11 protein-coding genes and 1 tRNA gene are annotated in these 15,952 nt (G+C 65.1%); 2 read left to right on the forward strand and 10 right to left on the reverse strand.

Annotated features, from left to right (window positions below; genetic code table 11):
* Window positions 1-42: 42 nt before the first annotated feature.
* Window positions 43-1,269 (reverse strand): muconate cycloisomerase family protein, encoded by a 1,227-nt coding sequence (locus AC3WOB_RS08160; protein WP_492274714.1) that lies wholly within the window; start codon window positions 1,267-1,269, stop codon window positions 43-45.
* Window positions 1,270-1,424: 155 nt separating this feature from the next.
* On the opposite strand from AC3WOB_RS08160, the gene cynR reads away from it, so the two are divergent.
* On the forward strand, window positions 1,425-2,336 hold the full coding sequence (gene cynR, locus AC3WOB_RS08165; RefSeq protein ID WP_492274715.1) for a transcriptional regulator CynR: 912 nt from the start codon (window positions 1,425-1,427) through the stop codon (window positions 2,334-2,336).
* Between the two features lie 97 nt (window positions 2,337-2,433).
* Here cynR and typA read toward each other — a convergent pair whose 3' ends face one another.
* The 8 genes from typA to scpB form a co-directional block, all read right to left on the reverse strand.
* Complete coding sequence (gene typA, locus AC3WOB_RS08170; protein WP_013392465.1) at window positions 2,434-4,257, reverse strand: translational GTPase TypA; 1,824 nt, start codon at window positions 4,255-4,257, stop codon at window positions 2,434-2,436.
* Window positions 4,254-5,006: a tRNA pseudouridine(55) synthase TruB gene (gene truB, locus AC3WOB_RS08175; protein ID WP_492274716.1), complete on the reverse strand. Its 753-nt coding sequence runs from the start codon at window positions 5,004-5,006 to the stop codon at window positions 4,254-4,256. The genes typA and truB overlap by 4 nt, the downstream gene beginning before the upstream one ends.
* Before the next feature lie 37 nt (window positions 5,007-5,043).
* Entirely contained in the window at window positions 5,044-5,445 is a 402-nt protein-coding gene (rbfA, locus tag AC3WOB_RS08180) for a 30S ribosome-binding factor RbfA (RefSeq protein WP_006388333.1), read from the reverse strand.
* Between the two features lie 24 nt (window positions 5,446-5,469).
* Window positions 5,470-8,517: a translation initiation factor IF-2 gene (gene infB / locus AC3WOB_RS08185; protein WP_492274717.1), complete on the reverse strand. Its 3,048-nt coding sequence runs from the start codon at window positions 8,515-8,517 to the stop codon at window positions 5,470-5,472.
* 91 nt (window positions 8,518-8,608) lie between these two features.
* Window positions 8,609-10,087, reverse strand: a complete 1,479-nt coding sequence (gene nusA, locus AC3WOB_RS08190) for a transcription termination factor NusA (RefSeq protein ID WP_013392462.1) — start codon at window positions 10,085-10,087, stop codon at window positions 8,609-8,611.
* Window positions 10,084-10,587, reverse strand: a complete 504-nt coding sequence (rimP, locus tag AC3WOB_RS08195) for a ribosome maturation factor RimP (RefSeq protein WP_041652908.1) — start codon at window positions 10,585-10,587, stop codon at window positions 10,084-10,086. Before rimP ends, nusA begins: the two co-directional genes overlap by 4 nt.
* 466 nt (window positions 10,588-11,053) lie before the next feature.
* Window positions 11,054-12,874, reverse strand: coding sequence for a 23S rRNA pseudouridine(2605) synthase RluB (rluB, locus tag AC3WOB_RS08200; protein WP_492274718.1), 1,821 nt, complete (start codon window positions 12,872-12,874; stop codon window positions 11,054-11,056).
* A 35-nt stretch (window positions 12,875-12,909) separates the two neighbouring features.
* The gene (gene scpB, locus AC3WOB_RS08205; RefSeq protein WP_492274719.1) at window positions 12,910-14,163 is read right to left on the reverse strand and encodes an SMC-Scp complex subunit ScpB; all 1,254 of its coding nucleotides are present in this window, start codon (window positions 14,161-14,163) and stop codon (window positions 12,910-12,912) included.
* 62 nt (window positions 14,164-14,225) lie between these two features.
* Here scpB and AC3WOB_RS08210 point away from each other — a divergent pair.
* A tRNA-Met gene (locus AC3WOB_RS08210) sits at window positions 14,226-14,302 on the forward strand.
* A gap of 653 nt (window positions 14,303-14,955) precedes the next feature.
* Here the strand turns inward: AC3WOB_RS08210 and AC3WOB_RS08215 are convergent.
* Entirely contained in the window at window positions 14,956-15,861 is a 906-nt protein-coding gene (locus AC3WOB_RS08215; RefSeq protein WP_013392458.1) for a LysR family transcriptional regulator, read from the reverse strand.
* Window positions 15,862-15,952 lie beyond the last annotated feature (91 nt).

Consider the following 15,952-nt stretch of genomic DNA (forward strand, 5'->3'; position numbering starts at 1 on the left):
GATGCGTCTCCTGCTTTTTGGAATGATCGGGAAAATGGTGGGTCAGGTCGCGGCAGCCTCGCCACCGCGGCCGAAGTCGACCGTGACGGGCGTCAGGCCTGCCCTGGCGCGGTCGAAACGATCCAGCCGCTTCTCATCCACGACGACGCCGAAGCCGGGGCCGTCGGGCAATTGCAATGCAAAGTCGCGCACGGCCATGGGCTGCTCGACGATGTCGTCGACCAGCAGCTGCGGGCCGAACAGTTCGCAACCGTGATGCTGGTCAGACAGCGTGGCAAACACGTGCGCGGACGCCGCGCTGCCCAGCGAGGTCTCCAGCATGGTGCCGCCGTACCAGCCTATGCCGGCGGCTTGCGCCACGGCCGCGACTTCGCGCGTGCGCAGCAGGCCGCCGTGCTTGGCGACCTTCAGGGAAAACACATGGCATGCGCGCTGCGAGGCCAGCATGAAGGCGTCCTGCGCGGAGCACACGGTCTCATCCGCCATGATCAGCGCGGCCGAGCCCAGCGACTGCGTCGCCTCGCGCAAAGCCTGCACGTCCCACTTCGCCACGGGCTGTTCGATCAAGGTCACGCCGGCCAGCACCAATTGCGGCAGATAGCGGCGCGCGGTGTTGCCGTCCCAGGCCTGGTTGACGTCCACCGTCATCTCGGCGCGGCCATCCAGGCCGCGCGCGATGCGCGCCACGTGGGCCACGTCGTCGGCCGGACTGCGCGCGCCGATCTTGAGCTTGAAGAGGCGGTGGCGGCGCGCCTGCATCATCTGCTCGGCCTCTTCCAGGTCGCGCTGCGAATCGCCGCTGGCGAGCGTCCAGGCCAGCGGCAGGCGTTCGATGCGCTTGCCGCCCAGCAATTGCCAGGCCGGCACGCCCAGGCTGCGCGCCACCGCGTCGATCAGCGCCATCTCAACGGCGCTCTTGGCAAAGGCATTGCCCTTGCAGACGGCATCGAGACGGTTGATGTGTTCGGCGAACCGGCGCGCATCCGCTCCGGCCACTGCCGGAGCGAGGTAGTTCTGGATCGCATGCAGAATGGATTCGGGCGACTCCTCGTTCCACGACGGCCCGCCTATCGTCGCCGCCTCGCCAAAACCGCAGGCGCCGTTGGCCAGCCAGAGCTGCACGATGACCGGGCTTTGCCGGTTGATGGCGCCGAACGAAAACTTGTGCGGCCGGATCGTCGGGATGTCGACGATCCTCGCGTGGATGCGCTCGATGCGCCAGGAGGCGTCGTCCGGCGTGATCGGAGCCTGGGTCGAAACGGAAGTCATAAAGCCTGAAGCCCTGCGTGAGTGATACAGGCAAGATTAGGGCCCGGCCGGTTTTTCATCCAATGATTTATATTGCATTTATTATTCGATGCTATCGAATAATAAATCGCCCATCATTGACCGTCCGTTCCGGCTTTGCACCAGGAGTCCCGCCGATGGAATTGCGCCAGCTACGCTACTTTCTCAGCGTTGCGGAAACCGAGCACCTGACCCGCTCGGCGGACGCCCTGCACGTCACCCAATCCACCCTGTCGCACGGCCTGCGACAGTTGGAGGAAGAGCTGGGCATGCCCCTGTTCGACCGTATTGGCAGGGGGTTGCGCCTGTCGCAAGCGGGCCGGGTGCTGCGCGACCATGCCAGCCGGGCCTTGCAGGAAGTCGAAGCCGGGAAAATGGCCCTGGCGGATCTGGCGGGCCTGCAGGCCGGATCCCTCACCATAGGCGTCATCCCCACCTTCCTGACCCATTTCGTGCCGGACGCGGTGGCCGGATTCAGCCTGGCCTTTCCCAAGGTCCAGATCCAGGTGCGCGACCTGCGCGCCGGCCCCATCGAGGACCTGCTGGTCAGCGGCCAACTGGACCTGGGCATTTCCTTCCATCCGGCGCTGCGCGAGGAAATCGAGGCGCAGCCCCTATTCGACGAGCGCCTGCGGGTGGTGGTCGGCAAGAACCACCCGCTGGCCTCGCGGCGCAGCTTGCGCATGCGCGACCTGGCGGGCGTGCCGCTGGCGCTGCTGCCGCGCAGCTTCGCCACGCGCCGCATGATAGACGCGGCCTGCGCCCAGGCCGGGCTGGCTCCCGAGGTGCGGGTGGAAATGGAATCGGTGGATGCGCTGATCCACCTGTGCCGGCAAGGCGAACTGGCGACCATCGCCGCCGAGCATGCGGCCGGCGCGGCGGGATCCGAATTGAAGAGCATCGCGCTCACCGACCCGACCACCATCCGCCGCGCGGCCATCCTGTGGCGCAAGGAAGCATCGCGCAGCCGCGCGGCGCAGGAGTTCGCCGCCCGGCTGCTGGACGCGGTGCAGCGCCTGCCAGGCGCGGTGGCAGCCGGCCGCCGCTGACAGGCGCGCGGGTATCACGGCGCGCAGCAAAAAAAAACGCAGCCCAAGGGCTGCGTTTTTTCCAGACCGATGCGAAGCCGCGCTCCGCGCAAGTCCTTTAGACGGCGGATTCGCGCGCGGCGCGCTTGCGCTCGTTTTCCAGCAGGAAGCGCTTGCGCAGACGGATCGACTTCGGCGTGATTTCCACGAGTTCGTCGTCGTCGATGAATTCCACGGCGTATTCCAGCGACATCTGGATCGGCGGAACCAGGCGCACGGCTTCGTCGGTGCCCGAAGCACGCACGTTGGTCAGCTGCTTACCCTTGATGGGGTTCACGACCAGGTCGTTGTCACGGCTGTGGATGCCGATGATCATGCCTTCGTACAGCGCATCGCCCGGGCTCACGAACATGCGGCCGCGATCCTGCAGCTTCCACAGCGCGTAGGCCACGGCGTCGCCTTGGTCCTGGCTGATCAGCACGCCGTTGCGGCGCTCGCCGATCGAGCCTTCCTTGATGGGCGCGTATTCGTGGAAGATGTGGCTCATCAGGCCGGTGCCGCGCGTCAGCGTCAGGAATTCGTTCTGGAAGCCGATCAGGCCACGGGCCGGGATCAGGTATTCCAGGCGGGTGCGGCCGCGGCCGTCCGGCTGCATGTCCTGCAGATCGCCCTTGCGGCGGCCCAGCTCTTCCATCACGCCGCCCTGGTGGGCGTCTTCGACGTCGACGGTCAGCGATTCAAAGGGTTCGCACTTCACGCCGTCGATGTCCTTGAACACCACGCGCGGACGCGACACGGCCAGCTCGTAGCCTTCGCGGCGCATCGTTTCCAGCAGGATGGTCAGGTGCAGTTCACCGCGGCCCGACACTTCGAACACCGTGTCGTCGCCCGTGTCGCGCACGCGCAGCGCCACGTTGGACTTCAGCTCGCGGTCCAGGCGGTCGCGCAGCTGGCGGCTGGTCACGAACTTGCCTTCACGGCCGGCCAGCGGCGAGGTGTTGACCATGAAGTTCATGGTCAGGGTGGGTTCGTCGATGCGCAGCATCGGCAGCGCGTCTTGCGTGGCGGTGTCGGTCACCGTGCAACCAATGCCCAGTTCTTCGATGCCGTTGATCAGCACGATGTCGCCGGCTTCGGCTTCGTCCACGACGATGCGCTCCAGGCCGTGGAACTTCAGCACCTGGTTGATGCGGCCGCGGCCGCCCTGGCCTTCGGGGCCGAACTTGTAGGCCACTTCCATGCCGGGACGCATGCGGCCGCGGTTGATGCGGCCCACGCCGATCTTGCCGACGTAGCTGTTGTAGTCCAGCGAGATGATCTGCATTTGCAGCGGACCATTGGGATCGTCTTCACGCTGCGGCACGTGTTCGAGGATGGCTTCGAACAGCGGACGCATATTGCCTTCGCGCACGTCGGCGGTCAGGCCGGCGTAGCCCGACAGGCCCGAGGCGTAGATCACCGGGAAGTCCAGCTGCTCGTCGGTGGCGCCCAGCTTGTCGAACAGGTCGAACGTGGCGTTGATGACGAAATCGGTGCGGGCGCCCGGACGGTCGACCTTGTTGACCACGACGATGGGCTTCAGGCCCAGGGCCAGCGCCTTGCGGGTCACGAAGATGGTCTGGGGCATGGGGCCTTCAACCGCGTCCACCAGCAGCAGCACGCCGTCGACCATGGACAGCACGCGCTCGACTTCGCCGCCGAAGTCCGCGTGTCCCGGGGTGTCGATGATGTTGATGTGCGTGCCTTCGTATTCGACGGCACAGTTCTTGGCCAGAATCGTAATGCCGCGTTCTTTTTCCAGGTCGTTCGAGTCCATGACCCGTTCGGTCAGCGCCTGGTTTTCGCGGAAGGTGCCGGATTGGCGCAGCAGCTGGTCGACCAGGGTGGTTTTACCGTGGTCCACGTGGGCGATGATGGCGACGTTGCGCAAGGCGCGAGTCATAGCGAGTCCTTTAAGGTCAGGGTGGAGGGCAGCAAGCCCTCCGGCAATTCGTTCAGTGCAAGCAATGCCTGCTTGGGATCTGGCATGGCCTGCAAGGCTTCCAGCGCAACGGCGCGTTCCAGGGAAAAAGGCCCGACGTGCGTGCGCCGCAGCGCCGTCAGGTGGGCGTAACAGCCCAGCACGCGCCCGATGTCCTGGGCCAGTGTCCGGATGTATGTGCCTTTACTGCATGCCACATCGATCTCTGCCTCGGTCCCGTTCAGGGACAGCAGTTCGATGCGGTGTATCGTGATCTGGCGCGGCGGCCGTTCCAGCTCGATGCCGGCGCGCGCGTACTCGTACAACGGCTTGCCATCGCGCTTGAGCGCGGAATACATGGGCGGAATCTGCTCGATCGTGCCCGAGAATCGTGACAGCGCGTCGCGCAGCGACTGCTCATCCACCGTAAACCCGGGCTCGGCGGTGGACACCACATTGCCGGTCAGGTCGCCCGAGTCGGTTTCGGAGCCAAATTGCAGCGTAGCGCGATATGCCTTGTCGGCGCTGAGCATCGCACCGGAAATCTTGGTTGCGCGGCCCATGCAGCACACCAGCAAGCCGGTGGCGAAGGGATCCAGCGTGCCCGTGTGGCCGGCTTTCGCCGCGTCCATGGCACGTTTGGCGCGTTGCAGGGCGTGGTTGCTCGACAAACCTACGGGTTTGTCGAGCAACAGCACACCGTCGAGCGTAAGCCCGCGTCGTTTAGCCATCGTCGGAATCCGGTTTAAAGCAGTGACGACAGCCCGATCAGGACTGGTCTTCAGGTTCGTCGGGCACGCCCGAGTGCGGGCCGGGCCGGTTTGCGCGGTCGATCAGAATCGACATCTCGATGCCACGGGCGATCTGCTCGTCGTGGAAGAAGCGCAAAGTGGGGACAGTGTGGATGTGCAGCAGCTTGTACAGCTGGGAATGCAGCCAACCGGCTTTCTCGTTCAGCAAGGCGGTCGCGGCTTCGGGCTCGGCGCCCAGAACCGTGAAATACACCTTTGCGTGCGCGTAGTCGGTCGACAGTTCCACACCGGAGAGCGTGATCAGTCCAGCGCGGGTCGTGTCGATCTCGCGCTGGATGATCCCGGCCAGATCCTTCTGGATCTGGTCGGCCAGCCGCAGATTGCGGCCGGGGATGGCTTTGGACTTGTGACGGCTCATTAGAAAAAATGCCTCGCGGACGCCTTACAGCGTACGCGCGATTTCCTTGATTTCAAAGACTTCCAGCTGGTCGCCCACCTGGATGTCGTTGTTGCCGCGCAGCGTAAGACCGCAGTCGAAGCCAGACTTGACTTCCTTGACGTCGTCCTTGAAGCGGCGCAGCGAATCGAGCTGGCCGGTCCAGTGAACCACGTTGTTGCGCAGCAGGCGGACTTGCGAATCGCGACGCACCAGACCGTCCAGCACCATGCAACCGGCGATATTGCCGATGCGGGAGATGCTGTAGACCTCGCGGATCTCGACCAAGCCGATGACTTCTTCCTTCTTCTCGGGCGCCAACATGCCCGACATGGCTGCCTTCACCTCATCCACGGCGTCGTAGATGATGTTGTAGTAGCGCACGTCGATGCCGTTGTTCTCGGCCAGCTTCTTGGCGCTGGCTTCGGCGCGAACGTTGAAGCCGATGACGACGGCGTTCGAGGCGATGGCCAGGTTGATGTCGCTTTCCGAGATGCCGCCGACGGCAGCGTGCACGACCTGCACGCGCACTTCGTCGGTCGACAGCTTGGTCAGGGACTGCACCAGCGCTTCCTGCGAACCCTGGACGTCGGTCTTCACGATCAGGGCCAGGGTCTGCGTGCCCTCGCCCAGGTTGTCGAACATGGATTCGAGCTTGGCGGCCTGCTGGCGGGCCAGCTTGACGTCGCGGAACTTGCCCTGGCGGAACAGCGCGATTTCGCGCGCCTTGCGCTCATCGGACAGCACCATCAGCTCGTCGCCGGCAGCCGGCACTTCGGTCAGGCCCTGGATTTCCACGGGGATGGACGGACCGGCTTCCTGGATCGGCTTGCCGTTTTCGTCCAGCATGGCGCGCACGCGGCCGAAGCTTGCGCCGGCCAGCACCACGTCGCCGCGCTTGAGCGTGCCGCTCTGCACCAGGATCGTCGCGACCGGGCCGCGGCCCTTGTCGAGACGGGCTTCGATCACCAGACCCTTGGCGGGCGCGTCGACCGGCGCCTTCAGTTCCAGCACTTCGGCCTGCAGCAGCAGGTTTTCGAGCAGATCGTCGATGCCTTCGCCGGTCTTGGCCGACACGGACACGAACGGCACGTCGCCGCCGTATTCTTCCGGCACCACTTCCTCGGCAACCAGTTCCTGCTTGACGCGGTCGGGGTTGGCGGAGGGCTTGTCGATCTTGGTCATGGCCACGACCATGGGAACGCCTGCGGCCTTCGCGTGGTGGATGGCTTCGCGGGTCTGCGGCATCACGCCGTCGTCGGCCGCGCAGACCAGGATGACGATGTCGGTGGCCTTGGCACCGCGGGCACGCATGGCGGTGAACGCCTCGTGGCCCGGGGTGTCGAGGAAGGTGACCATGCCGCGCTCGGTCTGAACGTGGTAGGCGCCGATATGCTGCGTAATGCCGCCAGCTTCGCCCGCGGCGACCTTGGCGCGGCGGATGTAATCCAGCAGCGAGGTCTTGCCGTGGTCGACGTGGCCCATGACGGTCACGACCGGAGCGCGCGACATCTGTTCGGCTTCCGACACGGTGGCGGTTTCGTCCAGGAAGGCTTCCGGATCGTCCAGCTTGGCGGCGATCGCCACGTGGCCCAGTTCCTCGACCACGATCATGGCCGTTTCCTGGTCCAGCACCTGGTTGATGGTGACCATCTGGCCCAGCTTCATCAGTTGCTTGATGACTTCGGCGGCCTTGACGGACATCTTGTGGGCCAGGTCGGCCACGCTGATGGTTTCCGGCACGTGGACTTCACGCGCGATGAATTCCTGCGGCACCGGCTCGTTGCGGCGATCGTTCTGCTGGTTGCGGCCGCCTCGGCCGCCCTTGCCACCGCCCTTGCCGCCCGCGCGCCAGCCGTCGCGGCTGGCCGGGGCTGCCGGCTTGTCCGCGGGCTTCTTGCGCGAGGCGTCATCGGACCAGGTCGACGCGACTTCGGCGGTCTTGATGGTCTTCTTCGCGCCGGGAGCGGCGGGCTTGGCGTCCTTCTTGGCGCCAGGAGCGGCGCCCGGCTTGCCGGCCGGCTTGTGCAGCGTGCCCGAGATCGGCGCCGCGGCGGCGGGCGCTTCCGGTTCGGGAGCGCGCAGCACCTTGCGCGGACGATTCAGCATCTCGCGCAGCGCGGCGGCTTCGGCCTCGGCCTTGCGGCGGGCCTCATCGCGGGCTGCCGGCGCGGCGGAAGCGGCCAGCGGCGGGCCGGCGCGGCGGTTGTCCGCGCGGTTGCCTACCTTGACGGCGGGCGCGGCGGGCTCGGGCTTCGCGGCGGTTTTGACGGGTTCGGACTTCGCAGCAGGCTGAGCCTGGGCGACAGGCGCGGCGGCCTGGGAGATAGATGGTTCGGACTTATTGGCTAGCACAACGGGTTCCGGCTTGGCTTCTTCAGCCTTGGGCTCGGTGGATTCAGTCTTGACTTCGGGCTTGGCCTGTTCGGCCACGGGCTCGGCAGGAGCAGGCGCCGGCGTCGGTTCGGGTTCAGGCTGGGCCTGGACTTCGGCGGCTTTCGCCTCGACGGGAGCGGGCGCTTCGGCCGCGACGGATTCAACGGGCGCGGGCGCTTCAACCGGCGCGGGCGCTTCTGCAGCAACGGGCTCTTCCGCCTGGACGGGGGCAGCAGCCTCCACCTGAGCGGGAGCGGCCTCGAGAGGGGCGGCCGCGACAGGAGCCTCGGGGACGACGGGCGCCGACACCTGCGGCGCTTCATCAACGGCTGCGTCATCTTCGGCACGCGCGGACGCGGCCTGTTCCAGGGCGATTTCGGAGGGATCACGCTTGACGAACACGCGCTTCTTGCGCACTTCGACCTGGATCGTGCGCGAACGGCCGGTGGCATCCGCCTGGCGGATTTCGGACGTCTGGCGGCGCGTCAGGGTGATCTTCTTGCCTTCGGTCGCGCCGTGGGCGCGACGCAGCGATTCGAGCAATTTCGCCTTGTCGCTGTCGGTGACGGAATCGTCGACCGATTTGAGGTCAACGCCGGCCGAGCGCAGCTGATCCAGCAGCACATTGGCAGGCATTTTCAGCTCGGTAGCGAACTGCGCGACGGTATTACTCGACATTAGGCTCTCTCTTCCCTATATGCAGCTATTACAAACAACGTGAACTCGCGGCGGCGGAAACTCCGTCCGCCGCGGACCCGTGTCCTTTTGGTTATTCTTCGTCGAACCAATGGGCGCGGGCACGCATGATGAGATCGCTGGCTTCCTGTTCGGTCAAACCGGCGATTTCCGCCAGTTCGTCCGTCGCCAATTCGGCCAGATCATCACGCGTATGCACTTGGCGCTCGGCCAGCTTGGCAGCCAGTTCGGGCGTCATGCCTTCGAGTTCAAGCAAGTCCTGCGCGGTCTCAAGGCGCTCTTCCTGGGCGATTGCCTCGGTCAGCAGCGCATTGCGGGCGCGGGCGCGCAACTCATTAATGGTGTCTTCGTCAAAGGCCTCGATTTCCAGCAGTTCCTGCATGGGCACGTAGGCGATTTCCTCGATACCGGTAAAACCTTCGTCGATCAGGATGTCAGCGACTTCCTCGTCGACGTCCAGCTTGCTCATGAACGTGGCGCGCAGGCCCGAACGCTCGACTTCCTGGCGGTTCAGGCTTTCTTCCGGCGTCATGATGTTGATCTGCCAGCCGGTCAGCTCGGAAGCCAGGCGGACGTTCTGACCCTTGGCGCCGATGGCCTTGGGCAGGTTTTCCTCGTCCACCACGACGTCCATCGCGTGCTTGTCTTCGTCGACGACGATGGATTCGACGTTGGCCGGCGCCAGGGCGCCGATCACAAACTGCGCGGGGTCTTCCGACCACAGCACGATATCGACCTGTTCGCCGCCCAGTTCGTTGCGCACGGCGGTAACACGCGAACCGCGCATGCCCACGCAGGTGCCGATCGGGTCGATGCGCTTATCGTATGCCACCACGGCGATCTTCGCACGCACGCCGGCGTCGCGGGCCGCAGCCTTGATCTCAAGCAGGCCCTGCTCGATTTCGGGAACTTCGTTCTCGAACAGCTGGCGGATGAAATCCGGCGCAGTGCGCGACAGGATCACCTGCTGGCCGCGCGCGGCGTGGTCTACGCGCAACACAAAAGCGCGAACCCGGTCGGCCACCCGGAGGTTTTCCTTCGGGATCATTTCGGAGCGCGGCAGGCGCGCTTCGATCTTGCCGGTTTCGACGATGGCGTCGCCCTTGTCCATGCGCTTGATCGTGCCGGACACGATGGATTCGCCACGGTCCAGGAAGTCGTTCAGCACCTGTTCGCGCTCGGCGTCGCGGATCTTCTGCAGAATGGCCTGCTTGGCGGCCTGCGCGCCGATGCGGCCGAACTCGATGGGTTCGAGCGGCTCTTCGATGTACTCGCCTTCCTGGATGCCGGGAACGATTTCCTGCGCATCCGACAGCATTTCCTGCTTGTCGGGTTCTTGCAGGCCAGCTTCGTCAGGCACGACCAGCCAGCGGCGGAAGCCTTCGTGATCGCCCGTGTCCCTATCGATGGCGACACGGATGTCCGCATCATCCTTGAAGCGCTTTTTCATCGCCGAGGCCAGCGCGCTTTCCAGCGCTCCGAACACGACGTCGCGCGTGACGTTCTTTTCACGCGCCAAGGCATCGACCAACAGAAGAATTTCGCGACTCATCGCTTTTTGCCCTTGAAATCCAGAACGGGATCCAGTTTTGCACGTTCGATATCGTCGACCGTGAAATTCAACACCTGGATTTCGTTCTTTTTTGCCTCAAATTCGAGACCGAACACGGTCTTTTGCATTCCAGCAGCCGCGTCGGAGGCTGCGGCGTCGTCTTCGGGCATCGTCAAGATGCCGGCAAAGACCTTGCGGCCGTCCAATGCCTCGCGCAGCTTGATTTCGATGCGCTCGCCTGCGAAACGGCGGAATTCAGCCTCGTTGCGCAGCGGGCGGTCTACGCCCGGCGAACCGACTTCCATCCGCTTGTAGTCGACGTTCTCGACTTCAAACACCCGCGACAATTGGCGGGACACCTGCTCACAGTCTTCGATGCGCACACCGCCGACCCGATCGATCGTGACGCGCAAAAGGCCCAGGGCGGCACGCTCGACGTCCACGAGTTCGACGTCCATGCCGGCCAGAGCCTCTTTGGTCAATGCGAATAAATCAGCCATATACTCAAAAAAAATGGGCTGCACGCCCAGCCCACCGTATTGCACAGAGCCCAGCCGCCACCCTACTGCACGTAAGGAGCAATGCTGGGCAGTGCCCTATATTGCGACCTAAATTTGGCTTGCGCCGCCCTGGTCAGTCCTGACCCGCCGCCCCAACCCGCAATTCGGATCAGGCGGCACCTGGCGCAAAGTCCGATGCCAACTACTGCCTGGCTGCTGCCGCCACCGCTGCATTCGCTACGCTTTTGCCACGAACTTGCCATGCATTTGCGATGCGTTGGCAATGGGTTAGCGCGGGTTTACAGAGGCATTGCTGCCTTACGGCACGCAAAAGGCAACGACACGAAGCCATGAAAACCATTGATTTTACCAGATAAACTGGAAAAACGCCTGATTCGTCACGGGCTTACGACTATGCGGGACATATCCCGCCCGGCGGCGCGGCCAGCGCGCCGCCCGACAGCGATCAGCGACCCTGCCGGCCGCGCCCGCCCATCACGCCCAGGCGGGATTCATGCGCCGACGCGCCGCGCGGCTGCCAGTCATCGCCACGGGGAGCAGAGGAGGCATTACGCGGAGCGCGCGGCTTGCCGCCAGCGCCCGGCCCCTTGTTTCCAGCGGCGCCGCCCGCCTTGTTGCCTGCGGAACCCGTTGCCTTGTTGCCGCCACGACCGCCGCCGGCTGCCGCCGGCTTGCCGCCCCGACCGCCGTTGCCGCGCGCGCCCGCGGGCTTGCCGCCCGCCGGCCTGCGCGCGCCGCCAGCCGGCGCCTCGGCGGCATTGCCGAAACCAGCATCGGCCGACGCCGCATTGCCAGGCTGCCCGCCAGCCGCGGCTGCGCGCGGACCTCGCGGCTTGCCGCCAGATTTGCCAGCATTGCCGGCGGGCCTGCCGCCCTGCTTGCCACCCGGCTTGCCGCCTGCGGCCGCGGAACGGCCGCCGCCAGGCTTGCCGCCCTTGCGGTTGCCGCCAGCGCCTTCTCCCGACAGGGGATGGCCATTGGCATAACCACCGGCAATCATCAAACCCGTACCAAAGGGATCCGACGGACACGCGGCCGCCTGGCCGGCGCTGCCCAAGCGGCCGCCCTGCAGCTTGCCGCGGCGACCGATGCGGGCACCGTTCAAGCCGTTGCGGTCCATGGTGCCAAAGCCCGGGGGCAGCGCGCTGTCATGCGATTGCGGCTGCTTGGAGCGGCGGCGGTTGCCGCCGGCTTCGTCGTCATCGCGCACCAGGCCCAGCTGGACCATCAACGCCGTGACCAGGGAGGCATCCAGCTCCTCCCAGCGGCCGCGGCGCAGCGTGCGCGGCAGGACCACGTCACCGAAACGGGTGCGGATCAGCCGGCTGACCGTGACGCCCACGGCCTCGAACATGCGGCGGACTTCGCGATTGCGGCCTTCCTGCAGGGTGACCCGATACCAGCGGTTACTGCCGTCGCCACCCAGGTAGTCCAGCGCACCGAACGCGGCCAGCCCGTCTTCCAACTCGATGCCATCGACCAGCGACTGGCGCTGGGCCTCGTCCATCTCACCCAGCACGCGGACCGCGTATTCGCGTTCCGTGCCGTAGCGCGGGTGCATGATGCGGTTGGCCATGTCGCCGGACGTCGTGAAGATCAGCAGACCCTCTGTGTTCAGGTCCAGACGCCCCACCGACAGCCATTTGCCCGTGCGCAGCTTGGGCAGGCGGGCAAAGACGCTGGCGCGGCCGCCCGGATCGTCGTGGCTGACGATTTCGCCGGCGGGCTTGTGATACAGGATCACGCGCGGCGGCTTCTTCGTATTCACGCGCATGATGGGCTTGCCATTGACGCGCACTTGATCGTTGGGCGCCACGCGCTGGCCGATATGGGCGGGCTCGCCGTTGACCGACACCCGGCCCGCGACGATCAGTTCTTCCATTTCGCGGCGCGAACCGATGCCGGCGTCAGCCAGCACCTTGTGCAGCTTGGGCATGACCGAATCGCTGTTCAGGTACTTGCCCAGGCGCTGCTCCATGCGGTCAGCAGTTTCCAGGTACGACAACGCCTGCTCGGCCTCCTGCTCCGTGCCGCGCGACTCCTGCGGCTCGGCCTGGACTGCGGTAGCGGCAGCGGCTGCCGGCTGAGCCTCGCCCGCCGGCGCCTGCTCGGCGGCGGCATCGCCGCGGCGGCGGCGGAACGGCGTTCTCAGCTTGCGGCCTCGGCCGCGGGCGCCCGCCTCGCCTTCTGCTGCCGGCTCGCGCGCGGCGGATTCCGGCTGGCCGTTGGAAGCGGCATCATCCGAACGGGGATTGTCGTCCTGCATTGCTGTATTCGTTGTCACTGGGACAGCTCCGAATTTCAAACTTGGGTAGGCCTGCCTGCGGCAGGCTCGTCATCATCTGGGGACGCCGGCTCTCGATCAGCCTCGGGCCGCTCAAAGCCTGCCTCGTCCGATTCCGGGGAGGCGGCATCCGGGCCAGGCCGAACAGGATCGGCAAGACCGGAAGCGGGCTCATGCCCGGCGGCGTCAGGCGCCGCAGTATCGGTCTCGTCAATCGGGTCGGTCGGTTCCGCGTGTTTTGCGTTCTCGACGCTTTCCTTTGCAGCACCGGCTTCTGGGGCATCGGCGGCCATATTGGAAATGTCGTTGTCAGCCGCGTCGTCGGGAAAACCGGACATGGCTGACGTATTGGACAAGCCTTCGGCTTGCTCCCGGACGGTGGATTCGTCAGCGGGATCCGCGCCTTCTTCTGTGCGCGAAAGCACGGATTCTACGCTATCGACGGGAGCTATGGGTACATCCTGTTCCGAAACAGACAATTCCGCAACCGGAATACTGACCTCGGACTCCCCGTCCTCGCCCGCCACGGCAACCTCGCCTTCGGAGCGCGCGCCCATTTCGACGCCATCCTCGCCCGCGGAATCTGCGTCGCCCGCGGCATCCGCCGCAACCTCGGCCACGCCCTCAGGCTGCTGGCCGGCGGCTTCCTCGCGGTCGCCAGGCACATCGCCTTCGGCCGCAGCCTCTTCCCCACCCAGCACCTGCTGCACTTCGCCCAGATCCAGCCCGGCGAGCGCCGCGGCCGCCTGCGCGGACTCGAGCGCAGGCAATTCGTCCAGGGCACGCAGACCCAGATCATCCAGAAACTGGCGCGTGGTGCCGAACAACGCCGGGCGGCCCGGCGCGTCGCGGTGGCCGATGACCTCGATCCACCCCCGATCCTCGAGCGCTTTCACGATCTGGGAAGACACGGTGACACCGCGGATATCCTCGATGTCGCCCCGCGTCACCGGCTGGCGCCAGGCCACGATGGCCAGCGTTTCCATCACGGCGCGCGAGTACTTCGGCGGTTTTTCCGGATTGAGGCGCTCAAGGTAGCGCTGCATGCGCGGGCGGCTCTGAAAGCGCCACCCGGTGGCCAATTGCACCAATTCCAGGCCGCCGTCAGCCCAATTGGCCTGCAGCGTTTCCAGCAACGCGCGCAACGCGCTGTTGTCGAATTGTTCATCGTCCCCGAACAGCTTGCGCATATCGGACAGGTGCATCGGCTGCGCCGCGCAAAGCAGCGCGGTTTCCAACACGAGTATTGCCTCGCTATCGTTCATCGACATTCAAATTCAAAAAGGGCTAACTTGCGCTAGGTTGAAAATAAGGCTACTATTCATTTCTCAGACGCGGGGTGGAGCAGTCTGGCAGCTCGTCGGGCTCATAACCCGAAGGTCGTAGGTTCAAATCCTGCCCCCGCAACCAAATTGATTCAGGCCTGGCGCACGCGCCGGGCCTTTTTCATTTGCGGCGCCGGAAAAAATCCACGAGTACGGCAAACCAGCCAACGCACGCAACCCCGGCACGCCGGCACGCGCACCCGCCGCCGGACCGGCAGCCTCGGCGGCTCGCCAGCAACAGACAGCATTGGTTTGCGAAATTTTCACTGGATTCCTGTGTTTACCGCCATGCGCCCCGGATATGCGTACCCCGGACATGTGCCGAAACGACCGCGCCAATCGGGATTGGGCGGAATGCCTGCCGTGACCTGCACGGCAAACACTCAAGCAAATTCTGGAAAAGCCGGCAGAAATCGCCGGCCAGCCCGCAGAGCACGCCGACAACTCGGCGCAGCCTTCCTGCGGCAATCGATATCAAGGACCCGAATCATCGAGGCTCGGGCTGCGCGGACTGGCCGCAACATTCCATAAACCCGATAAGCTTCCCCTGGCGCATGCGGAAACGGGTTCCGCGATGCCGCAGCCCACCAGAGCTGCAACCACGATTCTTGGATGTTTTATAAGACTACACGCTGACAGGCATAAGCCCATCGCGCCTAGCATGTTCAAGCAGTTGTTCGATTATACCGCCATATACCCCACCCTCAAGCCTGAGCGACGCCGAACGCGGCGCGAAAACTACGGTGCAGGCTTGTCCCATGGCGTGGATTCCAGGCGGCCCACCAGAAAATCCAGCATGGACCGCAAGATCAGCGGCATCTGGCGGCGCGAGACGTAAACCCCGTAAATGCCCAGCTCCTGAGGCTTGCTTTGGGTCAGGATGGCCCGCAAGCGGCCCGAGGCAATGTCGTCCGCAGCGTAGTAAGTCGGCAGCATGGCAATGCCCGCCCCTTCCAGCGCCGCGCGCGACAGCACCGACACCTCATTCGCGCTGATGTTGCCGCTGACGGGCACATCCACCGGTTCGCCGTCGCGCTCGAAGCGCCACAGGCTTTTGCCGAAGTAGGAGTGAGTCAGGCAATTGCGCAAGGACAAGTCCTCGATACGGGCCGGCACGCCTTCGCGCTGCAAATACTCGGGCGAGGCGCACACCACCGAACGGCAGACCGCAAGCTTGCGGGCGATCAGATTGGGATCGAGATCATTGGTGATGCGCACGGCCAGGTCCACGCGCTCTTCCACCAGATTGACGGCGCGATCCACCAGCATCAGATCGACCGAAGTGCCCGGATGCAGCTTGACGTAATCGGTGATGGCGCTGGCCAGATGCCGGGAGCCGAACGACATGCTGGTGGTGATGCGCAGCAGGCCCCGCGGCGTGTCGTCCGGAGTCGATACAGCATTGCGCAGATCCCCCACCATGTCCAGCATCTGCCGGCAGCGCGGCAGCGTTTCAGCGCCGGCGGGCGTCAGGCTCAGGCGCCGTGTCGTGCGATGCAACAGGCGCACTCCCACCCACTGCTCCATTTCCGCCAGATAGCGCGACACCATGGCGCGCGACATATCCAGATGAATCGCCGCCGCCGACAGGCTACCCCTGTCAGCGACCTCCACGAACACCTGCATGGCTTTCAAACGATCCATGATTGTCTCGATTCTTGCACCAGACCGCTCCGGTTATACCGTATTTCGGTGCAACGCCGACATCAAAATCAAGACCACCATCCGGAAGGCC

The organism is Achromobacter sp. FW305-C-30-7 (assembly GCF_058783105.1).

Coding starts and splice junctions, on each gene's coding strand:
- AC3WOB_RS08160 (WP_492274714.1), bottom strand. CDS start 1,269: ATGACTTCCGTTTCGACCCAGGCTCCGATCACGCCGGACGACGCCTCC.
- cynR (WP_492274715.1), top strand. CDS start 1,425: ATGGAATTGCGCCAGCTACGCTACTTTCTCAGCGTTGCGGAAACCGAG.
- typA (WP_013392465.1), bottom strand. CDS start 4,257: ATGACTCGCGCCTTGCGCAACGTCGCCATCATCGCCCACGTGGACCAC.
- truB (WP_492274716.1), bottom strand. CDS start 5,006: ATGGCTAAACGACGCGGGCTTACGCTCGACGGTGTGCTGTTGCTCGAC.
- rbfA (WP_006388333.1), bottom strand. CDS start 5,445: ATGAGCCGTCACAAGTCCAAAGCCATCCCCGGCCGCAATCTGCGGCTG.
- infB (WP_492274717.1), bottom strand. CDS start 8,517: ATGTCGAGTAATACCGTCGCGCAGTTCGCTACCGAGCTGAAAATGCCT.
- nusA (WP_013392462.1), bottom strand. CDS start 10,087: ATGAGTCGCGAAATTCTTCTGTTGGTCGATGCCTTGGCGCGTGAAAAG.
- rimP (WP_041652908.1), bottom strand. CDS start 10,587: ATGGCTGATTTATTCGCATTGACCAAAGAGGCTCTGGCCGGCATGGAC.
- rluB (WP_492274718.1), bottom strand. CDS start 12,874: ATGCAGGACGACAATCCCCGTTCGGATGATGCCGCTTCCAACGGCCAG.
- scpB (WP_492274719.1), bottom strand. CDS start 14,163: ATGTCGATGAACGATAGCGAGGCAATACTCGTGTTGGAAACCGCGCTG.
- AC3WOB_RS08215 (WP_013392458.1), bottom strand. CDS start 15,861: ATGGATCGTTTGAAAGCCATGCAGGTGTTCGTGGAGGTCGCTGACAGG.